Origin of the sequence: Shewanella sp. BF02_Schw (genome assembly GCF_014596695.2) — a bacterium.
In the GTDB taxonomy this organism is placed as follows: Bacteria; Pseudomonadota; Gammaproteobacteria; order Enterobacterales; family Shewanellaceae; genus Shewanella.
The window spans coordinates 203,914-222,075 of sequence record NZ_JABKAW020000002.1; the positions used below are offsets into that span (position 1 = coordinate 203,914).

The following is an 18,162-nucleotide window of genomic DNA, read 5'->3' on the forward strand; positions in this document are numbered from 1 at the left end:
TATCAATCAATTATAGTTTTCTAATTAAGCCTACGTTACGACTTTAGGCTTACTTAATGAGTTGTTTGATTTAAATTAAGTCAAATCTCATTATACCTGCATATAAAACCAGTTCAGTAGATTATGCAATCTAGGCAGTAAGAATGGCATCGGTAAAAGAGTAATATCAATTAGATTTTTGTATGGAAAACAAAGGTAAGCATTGTTAAATAGAGCTTTGGTTCTAAGTAGCTTTGGAGCATAAACGTGTCAGATATACTGACTTTAAAAGGGACAAATTCAACTCTGAACTTGAGGACGTTGAAGAAAATAGCGTGAAGCTCACATGGATGTGAGCTTAGCTTTCGCGGTACAGGATGTACCATCGGAAGCGTTAGCATTTTCGAATAAGGCTGAGGCAGTTACCCAATAAAGTCAAAAGCTGGATCTACCCCATTGCGACCTTTTCGCTGTTTGAAAATGTTGCAGGGCGGCTGGGTGATCCAAGAGGGAACAGCCGTTGGTTCCTCTTGGTCTGGTGTGGGCGAAGCGCCACGACGTTAGTGGCCGCTGGCCATATTTGAAAAACGCTTTAAGGCTTCAACTCTCTTTTGGAAAATATAACTCGAAACAATCAGACTTTATTCATCATTAGTCAGTGTTAATCCTGCTGTGAAGGCAACCATACTTTAACGCTTAAGCCACCCTCTACGCGGTTTTGCATACTAATACGGCCACCATGCGCTTCAATTATTTCGCGGCACAAAGGTAAGCCAATGCCAGTACCAGATTGTTTAGTTGAGTAAAACGGTAACAAGGCTTGCGACAATACCTCGCTAGACATCCCGCAACCTTGGTCATCAACTTTGATTAATAACCCGTTAATTGGATGAGTCACTTCCTCAAACGTTATCGACACAGTGTCTGCCACCGCGCCAGACTCGTGGGCGTTTTTAAGCAGATTGATAAAGACTTGTTCTAATTGCACTGCATCGAGTTTTATCGGCTTAACCGGTAAAGGTGATAACAGATTAAATGGGTATTGCTGCGCTAATTGCTGGGTCATCTTAGCCCAATCAATTGAGGCTTTTTGTGGCAGTGGTAACTTCGCAAACTGAGCATAATGGGAAATAAATTGGCTCAGGTGTGTGGTGCGATTTTCGATGGTATCAAAAATCAATTGCAGCTTACTGTTGTCTAAGTGCTGGGTTAAAAACTTACCGGAGTTGACCATAGAAGCAATGGGCGCGACCGAGTTATTAAGCTCGTGGCTAATAATTCGAATCACCTTTTTCCACACAGCCACTTCTTGGCGGTTAAGTTCTTTGGTGAGCTGTTTAAGCAAAATTAAATGGTGTTGCTGATTGTTTTGAGTGAAGCGGCCACGAGAGATATGCCAGGTTTCAACGTCGCTACTGTCAGCATCAGTATTAGAATGACTATCAACACCATCTGCCCCGCTACCGCCCATCGAAAACAGACCTTCTTGCTCACTGCTTAACGCCGCTTTAAGCGTGTCGGGTAACATCACCACAAGATCAGGTAACAACATGCCTTCTACTTTGACACCCTGATTAAACAAATGCCTTGCGGCGCCATTGGCGTAAATGACTCGCTGGGAATCATCAATTAACAGCATGACATTAGGTGAGTTCTGAATCACCTTATCGAGCATTAACTCGCGCTGATAAATAAACTGTCGCTCACTACGCAATTTTGCCGATGCTTGGTTATATAAGCTCACTAGCGCATCTAATTGTGGTTCGCCGTAGGGATGCAGCGACACACTAAAATCATTATCTTTAAAGTTAAGTAGACCGATTTCCAATGCTTGCAGACTTTCACTTAATCGTCTTGTTAGCCACATACTGCAAAAATAACACACCGCCAGCATCACAATAATAGCCAACCATAAGGTGTCATCACCCAATGTAAGCCACACTAAAGCGCCTGACATCGCTCCCAAAAGGCAGCTCAACATGTTACTGATCAGCAATTTAGTGCGCAGTGATAACATCATTATCTAGTCACCCTAAGGCCATATTTCTCCATACGGCGATAAAGGGCTTGTCGACTTAAGCCAAAGGATTTTGCTACTCTGGCAATGACGCCATTATATTGCGCTAAAGCGTCTTCTAGCTGTTGCTTATCGGGTTCGCAAATCGACTGAGTATCATCAATGCCCTGATCTTGTTGGCCAAGATGATGTTCAACAACAAGCGCATGCTGGGTAGCCGCGCCGCCATTAGCTATCGCCATCAAGCCAAAGTCATCAATCGTTAATTGTGGTGACTTAGCTAATAGCGCCGCCCTTTTACAGGCGTTTTCTAATTCACGCACATTACCCGACCAACTGTGATTAATTAACGCCTGTTGGGTCGACTTATCAAGGCTAAAATGAGCACCTATAAAGTGTTTTACTAAGGGTAAAATATCGTCCTGGCGTTGATTCAATGGTGATATGGCTAGCTCAATGACATTTAAACGGTAAAACAAATCTTCACGAAAACGCCCATGAGCAATGTCGTCGGCTAAATCCGCGTTGGTGGCGCTAATCACTCGCACATTCACTTTACGGGTTTGATGACTGCCTAAACGTTCAAACTCACCGGTTTGTAATACCCGTAATAACTTTACTTGGCCAGATAATGGCAAATTACCAATTTCATCTAAAAATAACGTGCCACCATCGGCAGCTTCAAAACGGCCCATACGGGTTTTATTGGCGCCCGTAAAAGCGCCCGCTTCTGCGCCAAACAGTTCGGCCTCTAATAAATCCATTGGTAAAGCACCAATGTTAACCTTAATAAACGGTTTGTCTTTTAGTGGCGAATTAGCCTGTAAAATATCGGCTATTTTGTCTTTGCCCGCACCATTTGGGCCAGTGATCATCACCGACACATCGGATCGCGCAACTTGCAAAGCCAAATCAACACAGCGCTGCATTGCACCACTACCGAAAATTAGGCCACATAAATCGGCGCCGTTAATAGCCGACATCCGTTCACTGTCTATCCGGGTTAATTGGCTATTTTGCTGAGACAGTCGATAAATTGATAATAGGTTACTAATACTATTGAGCAGCTTAGCGTCATCCCACGGTTTCCCCATGTAATCAGCTGCCCCCGCTTTAACCAACTCGACAGCGGTTTCTAATTGGGTCCACGCAGTCATTAAAATAATCGGTAAATTAGGCTGTAACTGACGCAATGCGTAAAACAGTTGCTTGCCTTCTTCACCCGAGGTGGTGTCGCGGCTGAAGTTCATATCTTGGATCACCAAGCTGATTTCTTTGTTGGTAACAATCTCAACTGCAGCTTCTGGTGAATGACAAAAAATAGCTTGATAGCCATGCAGCTCAATCATTAGCGCAAGCGCTTGGCAAATGGCGTGATTGTCATCAACAATTAAAATATTATCCATTAGAGTATGTTTGAGTCCAATTAGGTTGCTGTTATACAAAAACAAGTTATGCAACTGCATGTTTATACAATAAACATTTACTCATAAAAGTATGTTTATCCAATGAACATTTACTCACAAAAGTAAATAAACAATAACATGACAGAAGACCTCACTGTCACGTTATTGTTAAGCGCAAGCGCCGTATTTTATCGGGTTACACACTGCGTGTTGCCATGGCGGGTGAAATATTAGCCGCCTTAGCTGCGGGCACTATTACCGCTAGCGTAGTTACAACCAGCAAACCAATAACAGAGATAATCGGATAAATCACCGGTACCATAGGTAAGCTATACAGTGACATTAATTGCTGCCCAAGTACTAACGATAGCATGCCACCGATGACCCCACCGACAATACAAATTAGGTAATTTTCCACCATAAAGTATTCAATAATGTCACGCTTACGTGCACCCAGCGCGCGGCGAGTGCCTATTTGTTTGGTGCGGCGTTGAATATTAAACATCACCATACCGGTTAATCCCAACGCTGTAATTAACAGCAATAACACCACCATAATACTTAACACTGTCGCCATTAAACGGTGGTTACTGTAAGTTAAATTTTTAATCGTGGTGAGGGTTTGGAAGTTCTCCACTACACGGTTTGGGTTTTCTGCATACAAGGCTTTACTAATGGCTTCTTCTAACGCTGGAATATGTTCAGGTAATGCCCGCACCATGTATGATTTATTACTGCTACTGCCACCAAAATCGATATTCTGGATCACGCTGTATTCAAAGTTTTCGTGGTCAACCCAAGCACCTTGCAGCTTATCCACTACGCCTATAATGGTCACGGCTTGCTCACCTTGATACATGGTTTTACCTAAAGGCGACTCATCGCCCCAAAAGGCTTTGGCTAACGGTTGCGACACTAACGCCATCATGCCGCTGTCATCTAAGCTGGTATTAATTTCATCGGCGGTAAAATTTCGCCCGGCAATTACCTTCGCTCCCATCACATTGAGTAAGTGCTCATTACCCAAATAAAAGGCAAACCCAGGGGTGCTTTTAGCGGTATCGGCATCTGGGCCGTCAACATAGCGATCCATCCATCCGCTGCCGCTTAACGGCAACATATTGCTGTAACTGGCATCAATTACATTAGGCAGCGAACGCAAAATTTGTTGGTCAACTTGGTTTTGTTTCATGTTGTCGATAGCAGGATCGAAATTATACAGGTTAAAGGTCAGGATCTGATCTTCGGCATAGCCAGATTCTCGCTGCATTAGCGACAAACGTTCGTTAATAATAAAACTCGCATTGGCGACTATCGCAACCGACAAAATAATCTGCAATAGCAATAAAACCGGCGCACTTTTACTGCGCATTAAACTGGATAAAATCGGTTTGATATGTAACATGGTGATGTCCTTTCTTAAGCTTAACTGGAGTTATTGGGCTTTTAAATACACACTGGGTTTAGTGCGGCACACCACCCAAGCAGGGTAAACCCCAGCCAATACCGCGGTAGAAATAGCAATTAATGGCGTGATAATCCACATACTGGCATCAAGTCCAGTAACACTTTGGTCCATTGAAAAATAGCTGTGCAGCGCCGTTAACGAACCCCAGGCCCATAACAAACCCACTACGCCACCGATAAAACCAATCATACCCACTTCGACCATGTACTGACTAAAAATCTGTCCACGACTGGCACCAATAGCACGACGAACACCCACCTCTGGCGCACGCTTTAAAAACTTGGTTAGCAACAGCCCGAGAATATTCACCAAGCACACGCTTAAAAACAGCAAGCTTAAGCCGACTAGTATTTTATTATCTTTAGGCACCACATCGTTATCTTCAAGCCATTTATCGATATCGCTAATTTGCACTGACTCGCTAGGGGTTTTAGCGGTATCAGTAAAGCGGCCGAGCGCTCTTTGCTGCTCAACATAACGCGTTAACCAGCCTAAAAAGCTTTGTTTCTGCTCATCGGTGTTCAGTTCAGTCCAAAATTGAATCCATACTTTTTCTGACGCTAAGCGGTCGCTGTATGTGATCATGGGTTCGAACTTCCAACCGCTGGTGTTACCCCATACATCAAATTCCTCTTGGCCTGTTAACGAGAACGGAATGAATATCTCTTCAGCATCATTAAAGGCACCATTAAGTGGGTCATAGTATTTAGGTTGCGGATTCCAGTCATCAATCACCCCAACAATTTGATAAGGTTTACGGTCTAAAAAGAGTGTTTTGCCTACGCTATTTTTACCTTCAAAAAAGCGTAAATTTAATTTTTGACTAATCACTACTTGGTAAGCTGGGCGTAAATCAGCACTGGTATCCCAGTAACTGCCATAAATAAAGGGTACCGAAAAAATCCTAAAAAAGTCTCTGTCGGTTAACCGAACGCTGTTCAACACGGGTTCAATTTTAGGATTGTCAGATTGTAATGCTAAGCCGGTTCGATAAGTCGCTGCTTTGAGGCTTAATTCTTTGTTATTGCGCAAGTTCATCGCATCCATATAGGTGATGCTTGGAATAAACTCATCCCAGGTATCCAAGCCTTGGCTCCACAACTGCACTGAATTAATCACCTCACTGCGATCGCCCGCCGGATTATAGGACATAGTTTTATAGACATTGAGCGTAGTGATAGTAATGCCGATACCAATCGAAATCGCTAATACCATCAACATCGATAACATCGGCGTTTTACGGATACTTCGCCACGCTAAATCACAATAGTAAAAAAACATAGTGTTCCCCTTAGCGAGTGCCAGTAGCAGCTGGTTGGTACATCGAAAAATCACATACTTGACCATCAACAATTTGAATATTGCGCTGGGCACGACGCGCAAGCTCTGAGTCATGGGTCACCATAATAATAGTGGTGCCTTGTTGATTGATATTTTCAAGTAATTCCATCACCTGGCGCGCCATTAAGCTGTCTAAATTACCAGTAGGTTCATCGGCTAATAAAAACCGTGGTTCGCCTGCTAATGCACGCGCAATAGCGACACGTTGTTGTTGTCCGCCAGACAATTGCGTCGGTAAGTGTTTCATCCGCGCACCTAAGCCTACTTGTTCTAATGCTGATTCGACTCGGCGCTTACGCTCATTGGCATTCATACCGCGATAACGCAATGGCACTTCGACGTTTTCGGCCAGGTTAAGGTCGGGAATAAGGTTGAACCCCTGAAAGATAAAGCCAATTTTTTCATTACGGACTTTAGCGCTTTTGTTGTCACTTAAATTCGACACATTAACGCCATCAAGGCTGAACTCGCCAGAGGTAAAGCCTTCGAGCAAACCCGCAATATTCAAAAAGGTGGTTTTACCTGAACCAGACGGGCCTGTCACCGCAACAAACTCACCTTCTTTCACTTCAAGGTTAAAGTCCCGTAGCGCATGGGTTTCAACTAAGTCAGTTTTGAATACTTTACTGATATTTTTCATGGATAACATAATGGCTTCCTTGGTTAATTCGGTTGTCGCATCCCAGCGCCTAGGGCTGATAATGTCAATCTTGCAAATCTGAATACGGCTTTGTTAAATACTTTTGTTTTTAATGCTATTGGCGTCAGCGCCGTTAGCATTAGTCATGGCTAAAACAGCAGCTTAATCTTGACCATGTCGCTAATATCAATATGCAAACTAACGGTAGGACTAATATCTCTTAATCGATTCGAAACCTGGCTACTCATGTCAATTAACTGCAAACTAACCGATAACCAATCTGTATGATTATCAATGCGATAACTCACCGCTATTGCGAGAATAAATAACGCCAGTAGCGCGATAAGCTGTCTACGTTGAATAAAAATCATAGAATGTCCTTACTCAGTTGAGTGTTTGGTTATTTGATTCGTTATTGATTTAGCTATCGACTTAATTATCAACTTAGCTATCGGATTTGAATTGTTGGATCATTTTTAAAGGTTTCGGTACCGGATATCACCCATACATCACCCTCTTCACCGCCTTCAAGCACTTCAACCTGGCTCATACTGCGTGCGCCCAATTTAACGACTTTCTTATGAGCAACAGCGTCACTCACTTGATACGCCACTTCGCCGCCCATATTGAGAAAATCACCGCGTTTCACTATCAACACATTGGGTCTGTTTTCCAATAATACTCGAGCAGACAAACGCTGATTTTGACGTAACGATAAAGTGTTACTGTCAGCAAAACGCACTCGGGCGGTCACTTCACGATTACGTACTTCGGGTGAAATTGACGATAATTGGCCAACCACATTAACGTTGCCAAAACTCAACTCAACATCCATCCCTAAACCCAGTTCATCGGCATAAGACTCTGGCACAGCTAACTCAGCTTCAAAGGCAGTTAAATCGACCACAGTTAATATTGGTTGGCTGGCGGCAATACGGGCTTTTTGTTCCACCAGCCAGTTACCAATAATGCCGCTAACCGGCGCGATAATACTCAAGGCGTTGGCTTGACGAGTTAACTCTCTCACGACTAAAGCCTGGCGTTGTACTTCAAGGGTGCGGTTTTTAATTTCAAAACTGAGGGTATCGCGCATAAGCTCCACTTCTTGCTGGGCATGCTTATGCAGTAATTTGGCTTTGTGTAAATCATCTTTGCTTTTTTCATAATCGATTATGCTGATCAAACTCGCCTCAATCAGTTGATCGCCACGACGACTTTCGCGATCTGCGGCTTCTAAATCTACTTTTGCCATGTCTAAAACCTGGCTAACGCGCAATTGCTCTCTGCGGGCATCTAACTTGGCACGCTCTAAATTTCCTTGCATACCTTCAAGCATCGACTGCTGTTGTTGTAATTCACTTTGTAAACGCGGACTTTCAATCTTGGCCACCACTTGCCCCAGCTCAACTTCATCACCAGGCTGACTTAATAACGTCACCACACCTTCTTCCGTGCTATATAAAATGGGCGCATTGGCCGCGACAATTTTACCGGTAGTGGCAATATCTCGCACCAACGTGCCACGGGTTAAGGTTGCCAAACGTAAATCTGCACCATCAACCGAGCGTTGATTACTGTCATGACTTAAACTCGCCCACACCAACGCGCTCATCAATATGGCACCGCAACCTATCATCAAGGGTAAGCGCAATTTACGACCTAACTTAGGCGCAATAACAGTATCTTGGCTACTTGTGTCTTTAATCATCTCAGGTCCTTAGGTAACGCGCTGACCGCACCCACATCTTCACATTTATGCCAAGATAAAGCACAAGCCATGCCAATAGTTATTTATTGTTTATTTTCAGAATGATAAGGGTTTATAAAGATAACCGAACACCCTAAAAGTGTCCGCGGACAGCGTTAAAAACTGTCCGGTCATAGAGAAAGTGTCCGAGCGGACACTTATGGTTTGCTTTGTACTTATGGCCTACGGCCACGAATGAATAAGATAGTCAGATTGCCCTACACAGGCCAAATACCGCGTCATTCCGGCAATGTTTTTGAGCCGGAATCCAGGTGTTATTTTTGCTTTGCACTTTTGTGCTTTTGTACTTTATGGCCTGCGGCCACTAACGCTTAAGATCGCAAGGTTCCACCCTGCACTGGCCAAAAGGGGATCAACAGCAATCCCCTCTTGGATCACCCCTGCCGTTCCGGCAACATTTTCGCTATTTAACCAAACAACAGCAGCGAAAAAATTGCGACGGAAATTGAGCCAGCTTTAAACCGTATTTGTAGCCGGCCTCGGCCCATTTTGCAATAAAGAGTGAAAATGCTAACGCTTCCGATGGGGCGTCCCTTCCCCTCGAAAGCTAGCTGGCCGTCCATGGCCAGCTCACGTCATTTTCTTCAACGGCCTCAAGTCCAGAGTTGAATTTATAAATTTCTAAGCAAGGCTAACTGATTTTTGGACAGAAACTTGTTAGACTTTTCATGTTAATGCGAATAAATCAGATAAAATTAATCTTCAATTATGCGGTGCAGTTTTATTCAATTGTCCAGGTAATTACTCAGCTAACATTAGCTTCGCTTTAAGAAAAGTCAGGTTAATTTCATCAGTATTAGTGAAGTTAAACTTTCCGCCAGTTAAAGCGTTGAACCGTTCTAAGTAGTAGTGTAACAATGGATCGTATCTATCACCGTGTATCCAACTATAAAATTTCCCAAGTTCATAACTCAACTCTCTGCTAAGATCTGACCTAATTCTTAGCTCACAGTCATTTTCCAAATCAACGATATTCATAGATTGAAGATTAGTCTTAATTTCATCAATTAGGGGTATGAGAGAATCTTTGTAGCTATCAGCAATTGGCATAAGGTCAGGATCCGTTACTTCTGCTTCGAAAATCATAATCAGATCATCAATCTCACCGTTATAATAATCGTTGTCTAACCTCTTCACAGACTCTGCTTTAAGAACATAGAGCTGTTCTAGGGGATCGAACTTACTCTCAATTAGCTGCTTTGATAAATTTTTCTGATACTCGATGAACAAACTTTCTATCTTGTCTGCAATTACATCAAGATAGTCATATCGAGTCGTTAGAAATTCCAATAATTCATTTCTGTTTAGATGAAGTGGTAAATCTTCATCATTTATATTTGAACTATATAAATGAACAGTAAGTTCGGCAGTGTTGGAATGACTATCGAACGGCCAACTAGCGAAACGCTTAGTATTAGACTGATTAAGATTAACAGGGTGAGCACCAAAGCAAGCTCTTACCGTTTTAAAGTAGCTATTATCATCTTCATCAGCGAATAGTCGATTAGCAAAGCATTTCTTCTCACCTGTAAAGGGGATCGTTTGGGGGTTGATAAATACACGGTGCAATTGAGTGATTGACTCTGAAATAAGGTCAATTGAAGAGATAAGGGTAAACATTTGCATAACTCTTGTATCAATATTTTTGTCAAAATCAGGCACATTCTCTAAGTGTCGAATTGATACTGTGATCCAGTCCATACAAGAACAGACTAAGTTGAAGAGATTTTTTCCATTTTTATCTTTATAAGTCTGATAGACAAAGCTTGAATTAGAATTTACTAAATCTCTAAATTCTGTGATCTTATCGTCACTAACCACGTTTATCATTCGTTAACTAACCTAATAACTGACTAATAAGTATTAAAATACCATCAATTTAGCATTAGTCTAGAACTCTGAAAATAATTACGAAGCAAAATTAATGGGATAATAATACGACTGTTTATCTAATTTAATAGAAAATGCGCTTTGGAATCTTTTACAAAGAGGCTGAAACACAGAAAGGGGCATAAACGTGTCAGATATACTGACTTTAAAAGGGACAGATTCAACTCTGAACTTGTGAGCGTTGAAGACTCTTTATAAAAAGAATGCGTAAGCATACTTAAACTTCCAGTATTCAATACATTGAGGACGTTGAAGAAAATTGCGTGATGCTCACATGGATGTGAGCTTAGCTTTCGCGGTACAGGATGTACCATCGGAAGCGTTAGCATTTTCGAATAAGGCCGAAGAAGATTTCAAACGAAGTCAAAAGCTGGATCAATCCCCATGGCGACTTTTCGCTGTTTGAAAATGTTGCGGGGCGGCTGGGAGTTCCAAGAGGGAACAGCCGTTGGTTTCCTCTTGGTCTGGTGTGGGTGAAGCGCCACGACGTTAGTGGCCACAGGCCATAGCCAAAAAACCAAAAAACCAAAAAACCAAAAAACCAAAAAACCAAAAAACCAAAAAACCAAAAAACCAAAGAGCAGAGCTGGATTCCGGCTCAAAAGCATTACCGGAATGACAGTTTTTTGTACTCGTGCAGGGTGGAACCTTGCGATGTTAATTCAAACGAAGTTTGAACAAAAAAGCTGGATCCAGGATGACGAAATAAGAAATCGAATATGCCGCCGCGACGAAATAAAATCTTACTTTCTTACTTTATCCAACGCCTCACAAACTGCATTTACACCCAAAATTGCCCTTGGGGTTGCCCGATGCAGTAAATCGGCGTCAAACTGATATATATGCTGGTTTTTTACCGCGGGTAGCTCAGGCCAGTCAGACCAGTTAATACCTAAAATATTGCCTTCATCTTGGCTTTGTAAAATCACTTCAGCGCCGGTTAGTAACACATTTTCGATGCTAATTTGTGGGTACTCACTTGCTGCATCATAAAACACATTTTCACCATGACACACTTCAATAAGGTTTTGTATCCAACTGCCTTTAGCCACTGTCATCAGTGGCGTTGACCATAATTGATAAAACACTTTTACCGCAGATTTCGTTTGGTTTTGCAACGTAATATCAGCCAACTGCTGACGATAGTCATCTGCCACTTGCTTGGCTTTAACCGAATGTCCGGTGAGTTTACCCAGCAGTTCAATATCCGTCGCAACATCAGCTAAGCTTTTAGGATCACTATTCACAACGGTAAAACCTAAATCACGTAACTGATTAATGTCTTCCATTTTATTACCGCTTTGCCACACCAGCACCAAATCGGGATTCAGTTCAATCACTCGCTCGATTTGAATACCGTAATAACCACCAATACTCGGAATATTCTTAGCTGCTGCAGGGAAATCGGCATAATCGGTGGTGGCAACAATTGAGTCGCCGGCACCAATAGCAAACAGCATTTCAACTCCATGAGGCGATAAAGCAATAATCCGTTTAGCTGGCGGCTTATCTTGTAAATCATCTGAAGCCGTCGATTCAGCCGCGGGTAAAACGAGTGATACAGATGAGAGTCCAATCACTGTGATGAGCGTTAAAAATACACGTAGCAAAATACTGTCCTTAATCGAAATGTTTTTAATAATGATTAGTAATAGTGGTGACTATTAGTGGTTGCTATTAGTGGTGACTAATAGTGGTGACTAATGGTGGTTGCTAACACTCGTTATTTAATGATGGTGTTAACACAGATTATTGCACCAGTTTATCGGGCCAACCATGGTTATCAATGTAATTTACTAAATTTTTCGGTCGATAATTACTGTCATTCAGCCAGCGCGTTTTAACCGACTGATGCAATAATATCGGCACTTGCTCGGGGTCAAGCTCGCGTATAAAGCGTTTTTTAACCCGATAAAAGCTGCGATATGAATCTTGAATATCCGCCATAGGATTAGGCAATAAAGCATCGGCTAAATGTAACTCGACCGTTAAGTTAACTGCTCGCGCTTGGCTTATCATCCACTGCAACGCTATATCAGACAAGGTGCTACCGTCATCATTGGGGGCAACGCTACCACCAATATTACTGTGGGCGCCAATAAACCAAACCTGCTGTATGTCTATGCTGGTACGAGGTGCCCAAATGGTTGGTTCAAAATCGCTGCGATGCTCATCTAACGCGAGTGCATGGCGAGCCACTTTGACATTTCGGCCTAACTTGGCGTCATAAAACTCATCTTTATCTTCAAACATACCTAAAAAAGACAGCGGGATCCCCATCGCCCCTACTGTGTCCCACACGCCAACAAAAGCCACTTCACGTGAAGGATGCGAATGTTGCTGACGAAACGCCACAGAGCGATCACCATCTGGTGAAAAAGGTTGAGTTTTCATTTTATAGTGGTCAAACGCTTGCTGAATAAGCTTGGCATCTGGTCGAGTGACAATACCGCAATTATTGATGAGGCCACACAAACAACGCACTGTGTATGCACCACGGCTAAAACCAAACAAGTATATCTCGTCGCCAGGAGAGTAGTTTTGCACTATGTAGCGGTAAGCATCCATAATGTTTTTATGTAAGCCGCGCCCAGTTGCCCCACCAATCATGGAGTCATAGTACGAACCAATTCCCCAATCGTAAAATACCTGTTGCGGTACACCATCATCAGCAATGGGTTTGATGGCTCTTGCGAGTTTAAGTACATTAGTGGCGTGATCTTTTTCAAGATCTTTTTCTGGCCGATTCCAGGTTCCATCGGCACAAATGACAATACGTTTATTCATATCAATCCCTGACATTCTTTGAGTGAACATTCATAAAAATTATCATAGCCATAATAGACTAAATGCTTATTTGCACCACGGTAAAAATAACCAATACTCGACAGCTCACTTAATCATTCGAGTAACTGACCATGATAACAGCAGAACAAAGTGTATTAATGATTGTAGACGTACAAGGCAAGCTAGCCCAGGTTATGCAGCAATCAGCTCAACTACACCAAAAACTTGCAGTATTAATTCAAGGTGCACAACTATTTGATATTCCGATTATTTGGTTAGAACAATTACCCAATAAATTAGGCCATACCAGCGACGAACTCGCACAAATATTATCGCAAACAACTAAACCTATCGCTAAAGAGCACTTTAGTGGCTGGCATTGTGAAGAAGCAAAACAACAACTTAAAGCATTAAACCGCAATAATGTCATTCTTGCGGGTATCGAAACCCATGTTTGCGTTTACCAAACGTGCAAAGATTTACTGGCCAACGACTATCAAGTGCATCTTGTTGCCGATGCTGTTGCATCAAGGGGTACAGACAATAAAGTACTTGGGGTGCAAATGATGCTTAATGATGGTGCCAATCTCACCAATGTTGAATCACTACTGTTTGAGCTACAACATGTTGCCCAAGGTGATCGCTTTAAGGCTCTACTGAAATTGATAAAGTAGCCATATGATAATGGTGTGGGTATGATGTTAAAAAATATAACAAAAACATCATACCGCTATGCATCAATTTGATCGGCCCATTATTATTTTATCCGCGCCTCGTTCAGGCAGCACTTTGTTGTTTGAAGTTCTATCAAAAAGCCAGTCCATATGGACCATTGGCGGCGAAAGTCATGCGCTGATTGAAACCATACCCAAGCTGAATATCGCCTATCGTCAATTTAGTTCTAATGCGTTAACGGAACAAGATATCGATGACGAATTACACCAGCAATTACTGCTACGTTTTAGCGATGCGCTGCAAGATAATCAGGGTAATAAACCCGATAGTATTGATACGACTAATATCCGCTTTTTAGAAAAAACCCCAAAAAACAGTTTGCGGGTCGACTTTTTTAATGCGCTGTTTCCCGACGCTTTATTTATCTATTTAGTGAGGGAGCCTAAAGAAAACATCAGCAGTATTATGCAAGCGTGGCGGTCGAATAAGTTTGTCACTTACCCAAATCTACCGGGATGGGATAAGCGTAATTGGTCGCTACTGTTACCAGAAAAATGGCAGCAACTTAATCGCCAGCCATTACAGGCTATTGCCGCGTTTCAATGGCAATCCGCTAATGAAGCGATTATGGATTCATTGCAAAAGATTGACAGTAATCGCTGGTGCATGGTGTCTTATGATCAATTAATTGCAGATCCTGCGAAAACCGTTAAGCAGCTATGCCAATTTACCGGTACGGATTTTGACCCTGCTTTAGCGCAATTATGCAGTAAGCCATTAGCGCATTCTCGCTACACCATCTCGACACCTAAAGCCAATAAGTGGCTCGAAAATTATCATGACATCGCCAAAATTTGGCCGAGTACGGCTGCAACACTGAACAAAATCAATCGTCATTTACACCAGCGTAGTCATCCCATCTATGACACTCAATGGCAGCAACACGACATTGCAGAGCCTGTAGCACTGACACCCGAACCAACTGAAAAACTCGCTACGCCAAGCGAGCAAAATGTATCTCGTAACAGTCCCTGCCCTTGTGGGTCTGGCAAACGATTTAAGCAATGCCATGGCCAGTTGCGTTAGCCAATTGCATTAGTCATTTGTAAATAGTCAGTAGAACGGGTAAAAATACCTGTGTAGAAAATCATAACGTTAAGCGCCGTATTACAGAGAGCCCAATTATGAAGTTACCCCATGAGTTTTATCAGTTACCTTTTCGCTTTGATGTTGGTCAATTAACCAAAGAGATCGGACAATTTACCGAAGCAGATTGGGTAACTCATCATGAAGGTTTTCAGGGCAATTCGGCTATTCCGTTAATATCGGTCAATGGCGAGTTTAATAATGACTTTAAAGGGCCAATGCAGCCCACTGCGGCGTTAGCAAAAAGCCCTTACATAAAACAAATACTCGCCTCGTTTGGTGAGGTGCTCAGCCGCTCAAGATTAATGCGCTTAGCGCCAGGTGCACAAGTGCCACTGCATTCAGACATTAATTACCATTGGTATAAACGGGTACGAGTGCATATTCCCATTACCACCACTGAGCAAGTGCAGTTTTTTTGTCATGACAAACAAGTGCACATGGGCGCAGGAGAATGTTGGATTTTCGACTCGTGGAAGCTCCACAAAGTGGAGAATAACAGCGACCAATACCGAGTTCATTTAGTGGTTGATTTAGCAGGTTCTAGTCAATTTTGGCGCACGGTGTTTCAACACTCGCGTTCAATCGCAGATGATCAATCAACAACATTAAACAGTCAATTCGTCGGTTTTAACCCAAGCTCATCTACAACCTTTATCACAGAGCAATTTAATGCCCCAGTGATCATGCCTGTTGCTGAGGTTGAATACTTAACTAATGAGCTGTTAACTGAGGTTAAACACAACCCTGTAAATCAGATTGCCGAAGTGAATGCATTTTCAGTAGTCATCGCAGAGTTTGTGGCCGATTGGCGGATGTTATGGCTGCAATATGAGTGCACTAAAGCAGGTTGGCCGCATTATCATGCGTTACGTGAACAAACCATGATAAAAGCACTACAGTGCGCTAAGTCACTGCAACTGACCCATTCTGGTTCAGCGGTAAAGGCGTTCGAACAATTGGTTATCGTGGCGTGTATGAATGTTGAACTTAGTGAGCAATTAGCAACACGCAAACAGGCTATTACTTTACCAAAAAGCTCACCAAAAAGTGCAAATTTAGCATCCGTAAAATCTGCATCAGCAACATCAACATCAACATCAACATCAACATCAATAATACCAAAAATAGCAGCTGAAAATAACACTCGCACTATTGCTGCACCGCCATCTCGCAATAGTCCTTGCCCCTGCGGCAGTGGCGAGCGCTATAAAGCCTGTCACGGTAAAGTGAGTTAGTAAGACGAATACCTGCATAGGTTTATCTGAGAATATATACAAAAATGGCGCCCTGAGGCGCCATTTCTATAAAGTCAGCCAAACTAGGTTGTTTTGGCTTATAGCAAATTCTTATTCCAAGTTCTGCTTAACTAAAGAATTGCAGTGCTGCTTTTTTCGCAATGGCATCCAACTCGGCTATTTGCTCAGGTATAAAAGCTTGATATTTGTCTGCCTGACCAATTGCCTTAGGATTCATAGGCTGCCTAACTTGACTAGCGCTAGGCGTTAATACGGCTCGGTCAGACTCATAAAAGGTAAAACATTGCGCTTGAGTCGTTAACTCACAGTAATCTAATATGCGTTGAATTTGTGACTCTGGTTCACGCACTAATTGCTCAAAACAAACATGTAAAATCTCATTAGGGTACAACCTATCCCAATGTTGCATGATGTCTAAATAATGTTGCCAGTAACTTGAAATACCCGTAAACGAATACGAATAGTCATGACCAAAACTGAAAAACTGCTTAAATACACTTAAGCCATTGTCGACGGTATTACGTACCACATTGATGATTTTTGCTTGAGGAAATAAGGTTTTAATTAGCCCTATGTGTAAAAAGTTATTTGGGTTTTTATCGATTACATAGGTTGGTGCATCGCTAAAGTAATGATTCACTTCAGCTAAATACTGTTGGCGGAATTGATCGATATGACTGGCAGAAAGCTGACTTAGTCTTGCATTATAGCCACCCGACATGTCCATTTGCAGCGCAAAGCGTTCCATAAACGGTAACTCATCGGTAGCACCAACGTTCCTGTGACAAGCCAAAATCTGCTCTACTAATGTGGTACCAGAACGAGGCATACCAACAATAAAAATTGGTGTTTGACTCGCGGTCGGCAAGCTATCAATATGTGGCGATGGTGTATGCCCAAGTAGTGACAACACAATATTGGCAAACTGGGCTTGTTTAAACGGTCTGTGCTGCGCCATTATTTGATTGGCTAATAACATCGACTCACAGGCTTTATCGATTTGCTGTGTTTGCTCGTAAGCTTTACACAAAGCAAAATACACCAATGCCTGATTTTGTTTGCTTAACGACTCATCGGTTGCAAAACCTTGCAATAAGGTTACATCAGCCGTGCTGAATCGATACTGCTTTAAATCTGCCAAACTCCAATAGCCTACACCCACTTGCTTTGGGCTTAATTGAATATATTGCTGATAAAAATCTGCCGCTCGTAACGTGTCGCCTTTGGCTTTATAAATATGACCTAAATTAAGCTGCACAGCGGGTTCAGAAAAATCATTTGCTACACACCATTCAAAACATTGTTCAGCTAAGGCCATATCACCGACTTTAGTGGCGACTAATCCGAGTTTGTATTGATTTTCCCCTAGGTTACTTTGGGTATTAATTAATTGTAATAAATACGTTTTCGCCAAGAAAAAGTCTTGTTTCACTTCAGCAATAGCCAATAAGCCAGTCAACACTGAAACCGCATGGGGATCAATAGTTGCTGCACTGACAAAATAGTTTTCGGCCTCGTTATATTGTTGTTGCTGTAAATGAATCTGACCTAATAAGCTCAATGCCCCAAGGTGTTTATCATCACGCTTAACCACTTTACGTGCGTACATTCTGGCCGATGAATAGTTTTTAGACTGAAACAGCGCTTCAGCTTGACTTAAATATTGTTCAATAATACTCAAACTAGGGTCCTTATTATTGTTTTGCTCACCCAAAGAATGGCTTAAATGCCTCGAAAATCAGAGTAACATAGAAAATAGTAAATTTTGACCACGCTATTGGCTCAT

The 18,162-nt window shown here is 42.3% G+C and carries 14 protein-coding genes; 3 read left to right on the plus strand and 11 right to left on the minus strand.

Annotated elements, in window-relative coordinates:
• Nucleotides 1–640 precede the first annotated feature (640 nt).
• From HNW13_RS09355 to HNW13_RS09400, 10 genes are all read right to left on the minus strand, one after another.
• On the minus strand, nt 641–1,996 hold the full coding sequence (locus tag HNW13_RS09355; RefSeq protein ID WP_192115806.1) for an ATP-binding protein: 1,356 nt from the start codon (nt 1,994–1,996) through the stop codon (nt 641–643).
• Nucleotides 1,997–1,998: 2 nt separating this feature from the next.
• A complete protein-coding gene (locus HNW13_RS09360; protein WP_192115766.1) occupies nt 1,999–3,402 on the minus strand; it encodes a sigma-54 dependent transcriptional regulator in 1,404 nt (467 codons plus the stop codon).
• 196 nt (nt 3,403–3,598) lie between these two features.
• Complete coding sequence (locus HNW13_RS09365) at nt 3,599–4,807, minus strand: FtsX-like permease family protein (RefSeq protein ID WP_192115765.1); 1,209 nt, start codon at nt 4,805–4,807, stop codon at nt 3,599–3,601.
• A gap of 30 nt (nt 4,808–4,837) precedes the next feature.
• The gene (locus HNW13_RS09370) at nt 4,838–6,151 is read right to left on the minus strand and encodes an ABC transporter permease (protein ID WP_192115764.1); all 1,314 of its coding nucleotides are present in this window, start codon (nt 6,149–6,151) and stop codon (nt 4,838–4,840) included.
• Between the two features lie 10 nt (nt 6,152–6,161).
• The gene (locus HNW13_RS09375; protein ID WP_192115763.1) at nt 6,162–6,860 is read right to left on the minus strand and encodes an ABC transporter ATP-binding protein; all 699 of its coding nucleotides are present in this window, start codon (nt 6,858–6,860) and stop codon (nt 6,162–6,164) included.
• A gap of 140 nt (nt 6,861–7,000) precedes the next feature.
• Nucleotides 7,001–7,222 (minus strand): hypothetical protein, encoded by a 222-nt coding sequence (locus HNW13_RS09380; protein WP_041412804.1) that lies wholly within the window; start codon nt 7,220–7,222, stop codon nt 7,001–7,003.
• A gap of 77 nt (nt 7,223–7,299) precedes the next feature.
• On the minus strand, nt 7,300–8,559 hold the full coding sequence (locus HNW13_RS09385) for an HlyD family efflux transporter periplasmic adaptor subunit (protein WP_192115762.1): 1,260 nt from the start codon (nt 8,557–8,559) through the stop codon (nt 7,300–7,302).
• A gap of 801 nt (nt 8,560–9,360) precedes the next feature.
• Complete coding sequence (locus HNW13_RS09390; RefSeq protein ID WP_011636370.1) at nt 9,361–10,449, minus strand: hypothetical protein; 1,089 nt, start codon at nt 10,447–10,449, stop codon at nt 9,361–9,363.
• A gap of 803 nt (nt 10,450–11,252) precedes the next feature.
• Nucleotides 11,253–11,999 carry a cobalamin-binding protein gene (locus tag HNW13_RS09395; RefSeq protein ID WP_347813086.1) on the minus strand — a complete coding sequence of 249 codons (747 nt, stop codon included), beginning with the start codon at nt 11,997–11,999 and terminating at the stop codon, nt 11,253–11,255.
• 259 nt (nt 12,000–12,258) lie between these two features.
• Nucleotides 12,259–13,296, minus strand: coding sequence for a DUF2235 domain-containing protein (locus tag HNW13_RS09400; protein WP_192115760.1), 1,038 nt, complete (start codon nt 13,294–13,296; stop codon nt 12,259–12,261).
• 131 nt (nt 13,297–13,427) lie between these two features.
• Here HNW13_RS09400 and HNW13_RS09405 point away from each other — a divergent pair, with 131 nt between their 5' ends.
• The 3 genes from HNW13_RS09405 (at nt 13,428) to HNW13_RS09415 (ending at nt 16,355) form a co-directional block, all read left to right on the plus strand.
• Nucleotides 13,428–13,970: a hydrolase gene (locus HNW13_RS09405; protein ID WP_059746537.1), complete on the plus strand. Its 543-nt coding sequence runs from the start codon at nt 13,428–13,430 to the stop codon at nt 13,968–13,970.
• 58 nt (nt 13,971–14,028) lie between these two features.
• Nucleotides 14,029–15,057, plus strand: a complete 1,029-nt coding sequence (locus HNW13_RS09410) for a sulfotransferase (RefSeq protein WP_192115758.1) — start codon at nt 14,029–14,031, stop codon at nt 15,055–15,057.
• A gap of 98 nt (nt 15,058–15,155) precedes the next feature.
• On the plus strand, nt 15,156–16,355 hold the full coding sequence (locus tag HNW13_RS09415; RefSeq protein ID WP_192115756.1) for an aspartyl/asparaginyl beta-hydroxylase domain-containing protein: 1,200 nt from the start codon (nt 15,156–15,158) through the stop codon (nt 16,353–16,355).
• Between the two features lie 127 nt (nt 16,356–16,482).
• On the opposite strand, the gene HNW13_RS09420 is transcribed toward HNW13_RS09415, so the two are convergent.
• Nucleotides 16,483–18,057 (minus strand): tetratricopeptide repeat-containing sulfotransferase family protein, encoded by a 1,575-nt coding sequence (locus HNW13_RS09420; RefSeq protein WP_243756230.1) that lies wholly within the window; start codon nt 18,055–18,057, stop codon nt 16,483–16,485.
• Between the last annotated feature and the right edge of the window lie 105 nt (nt 18,058–18,162).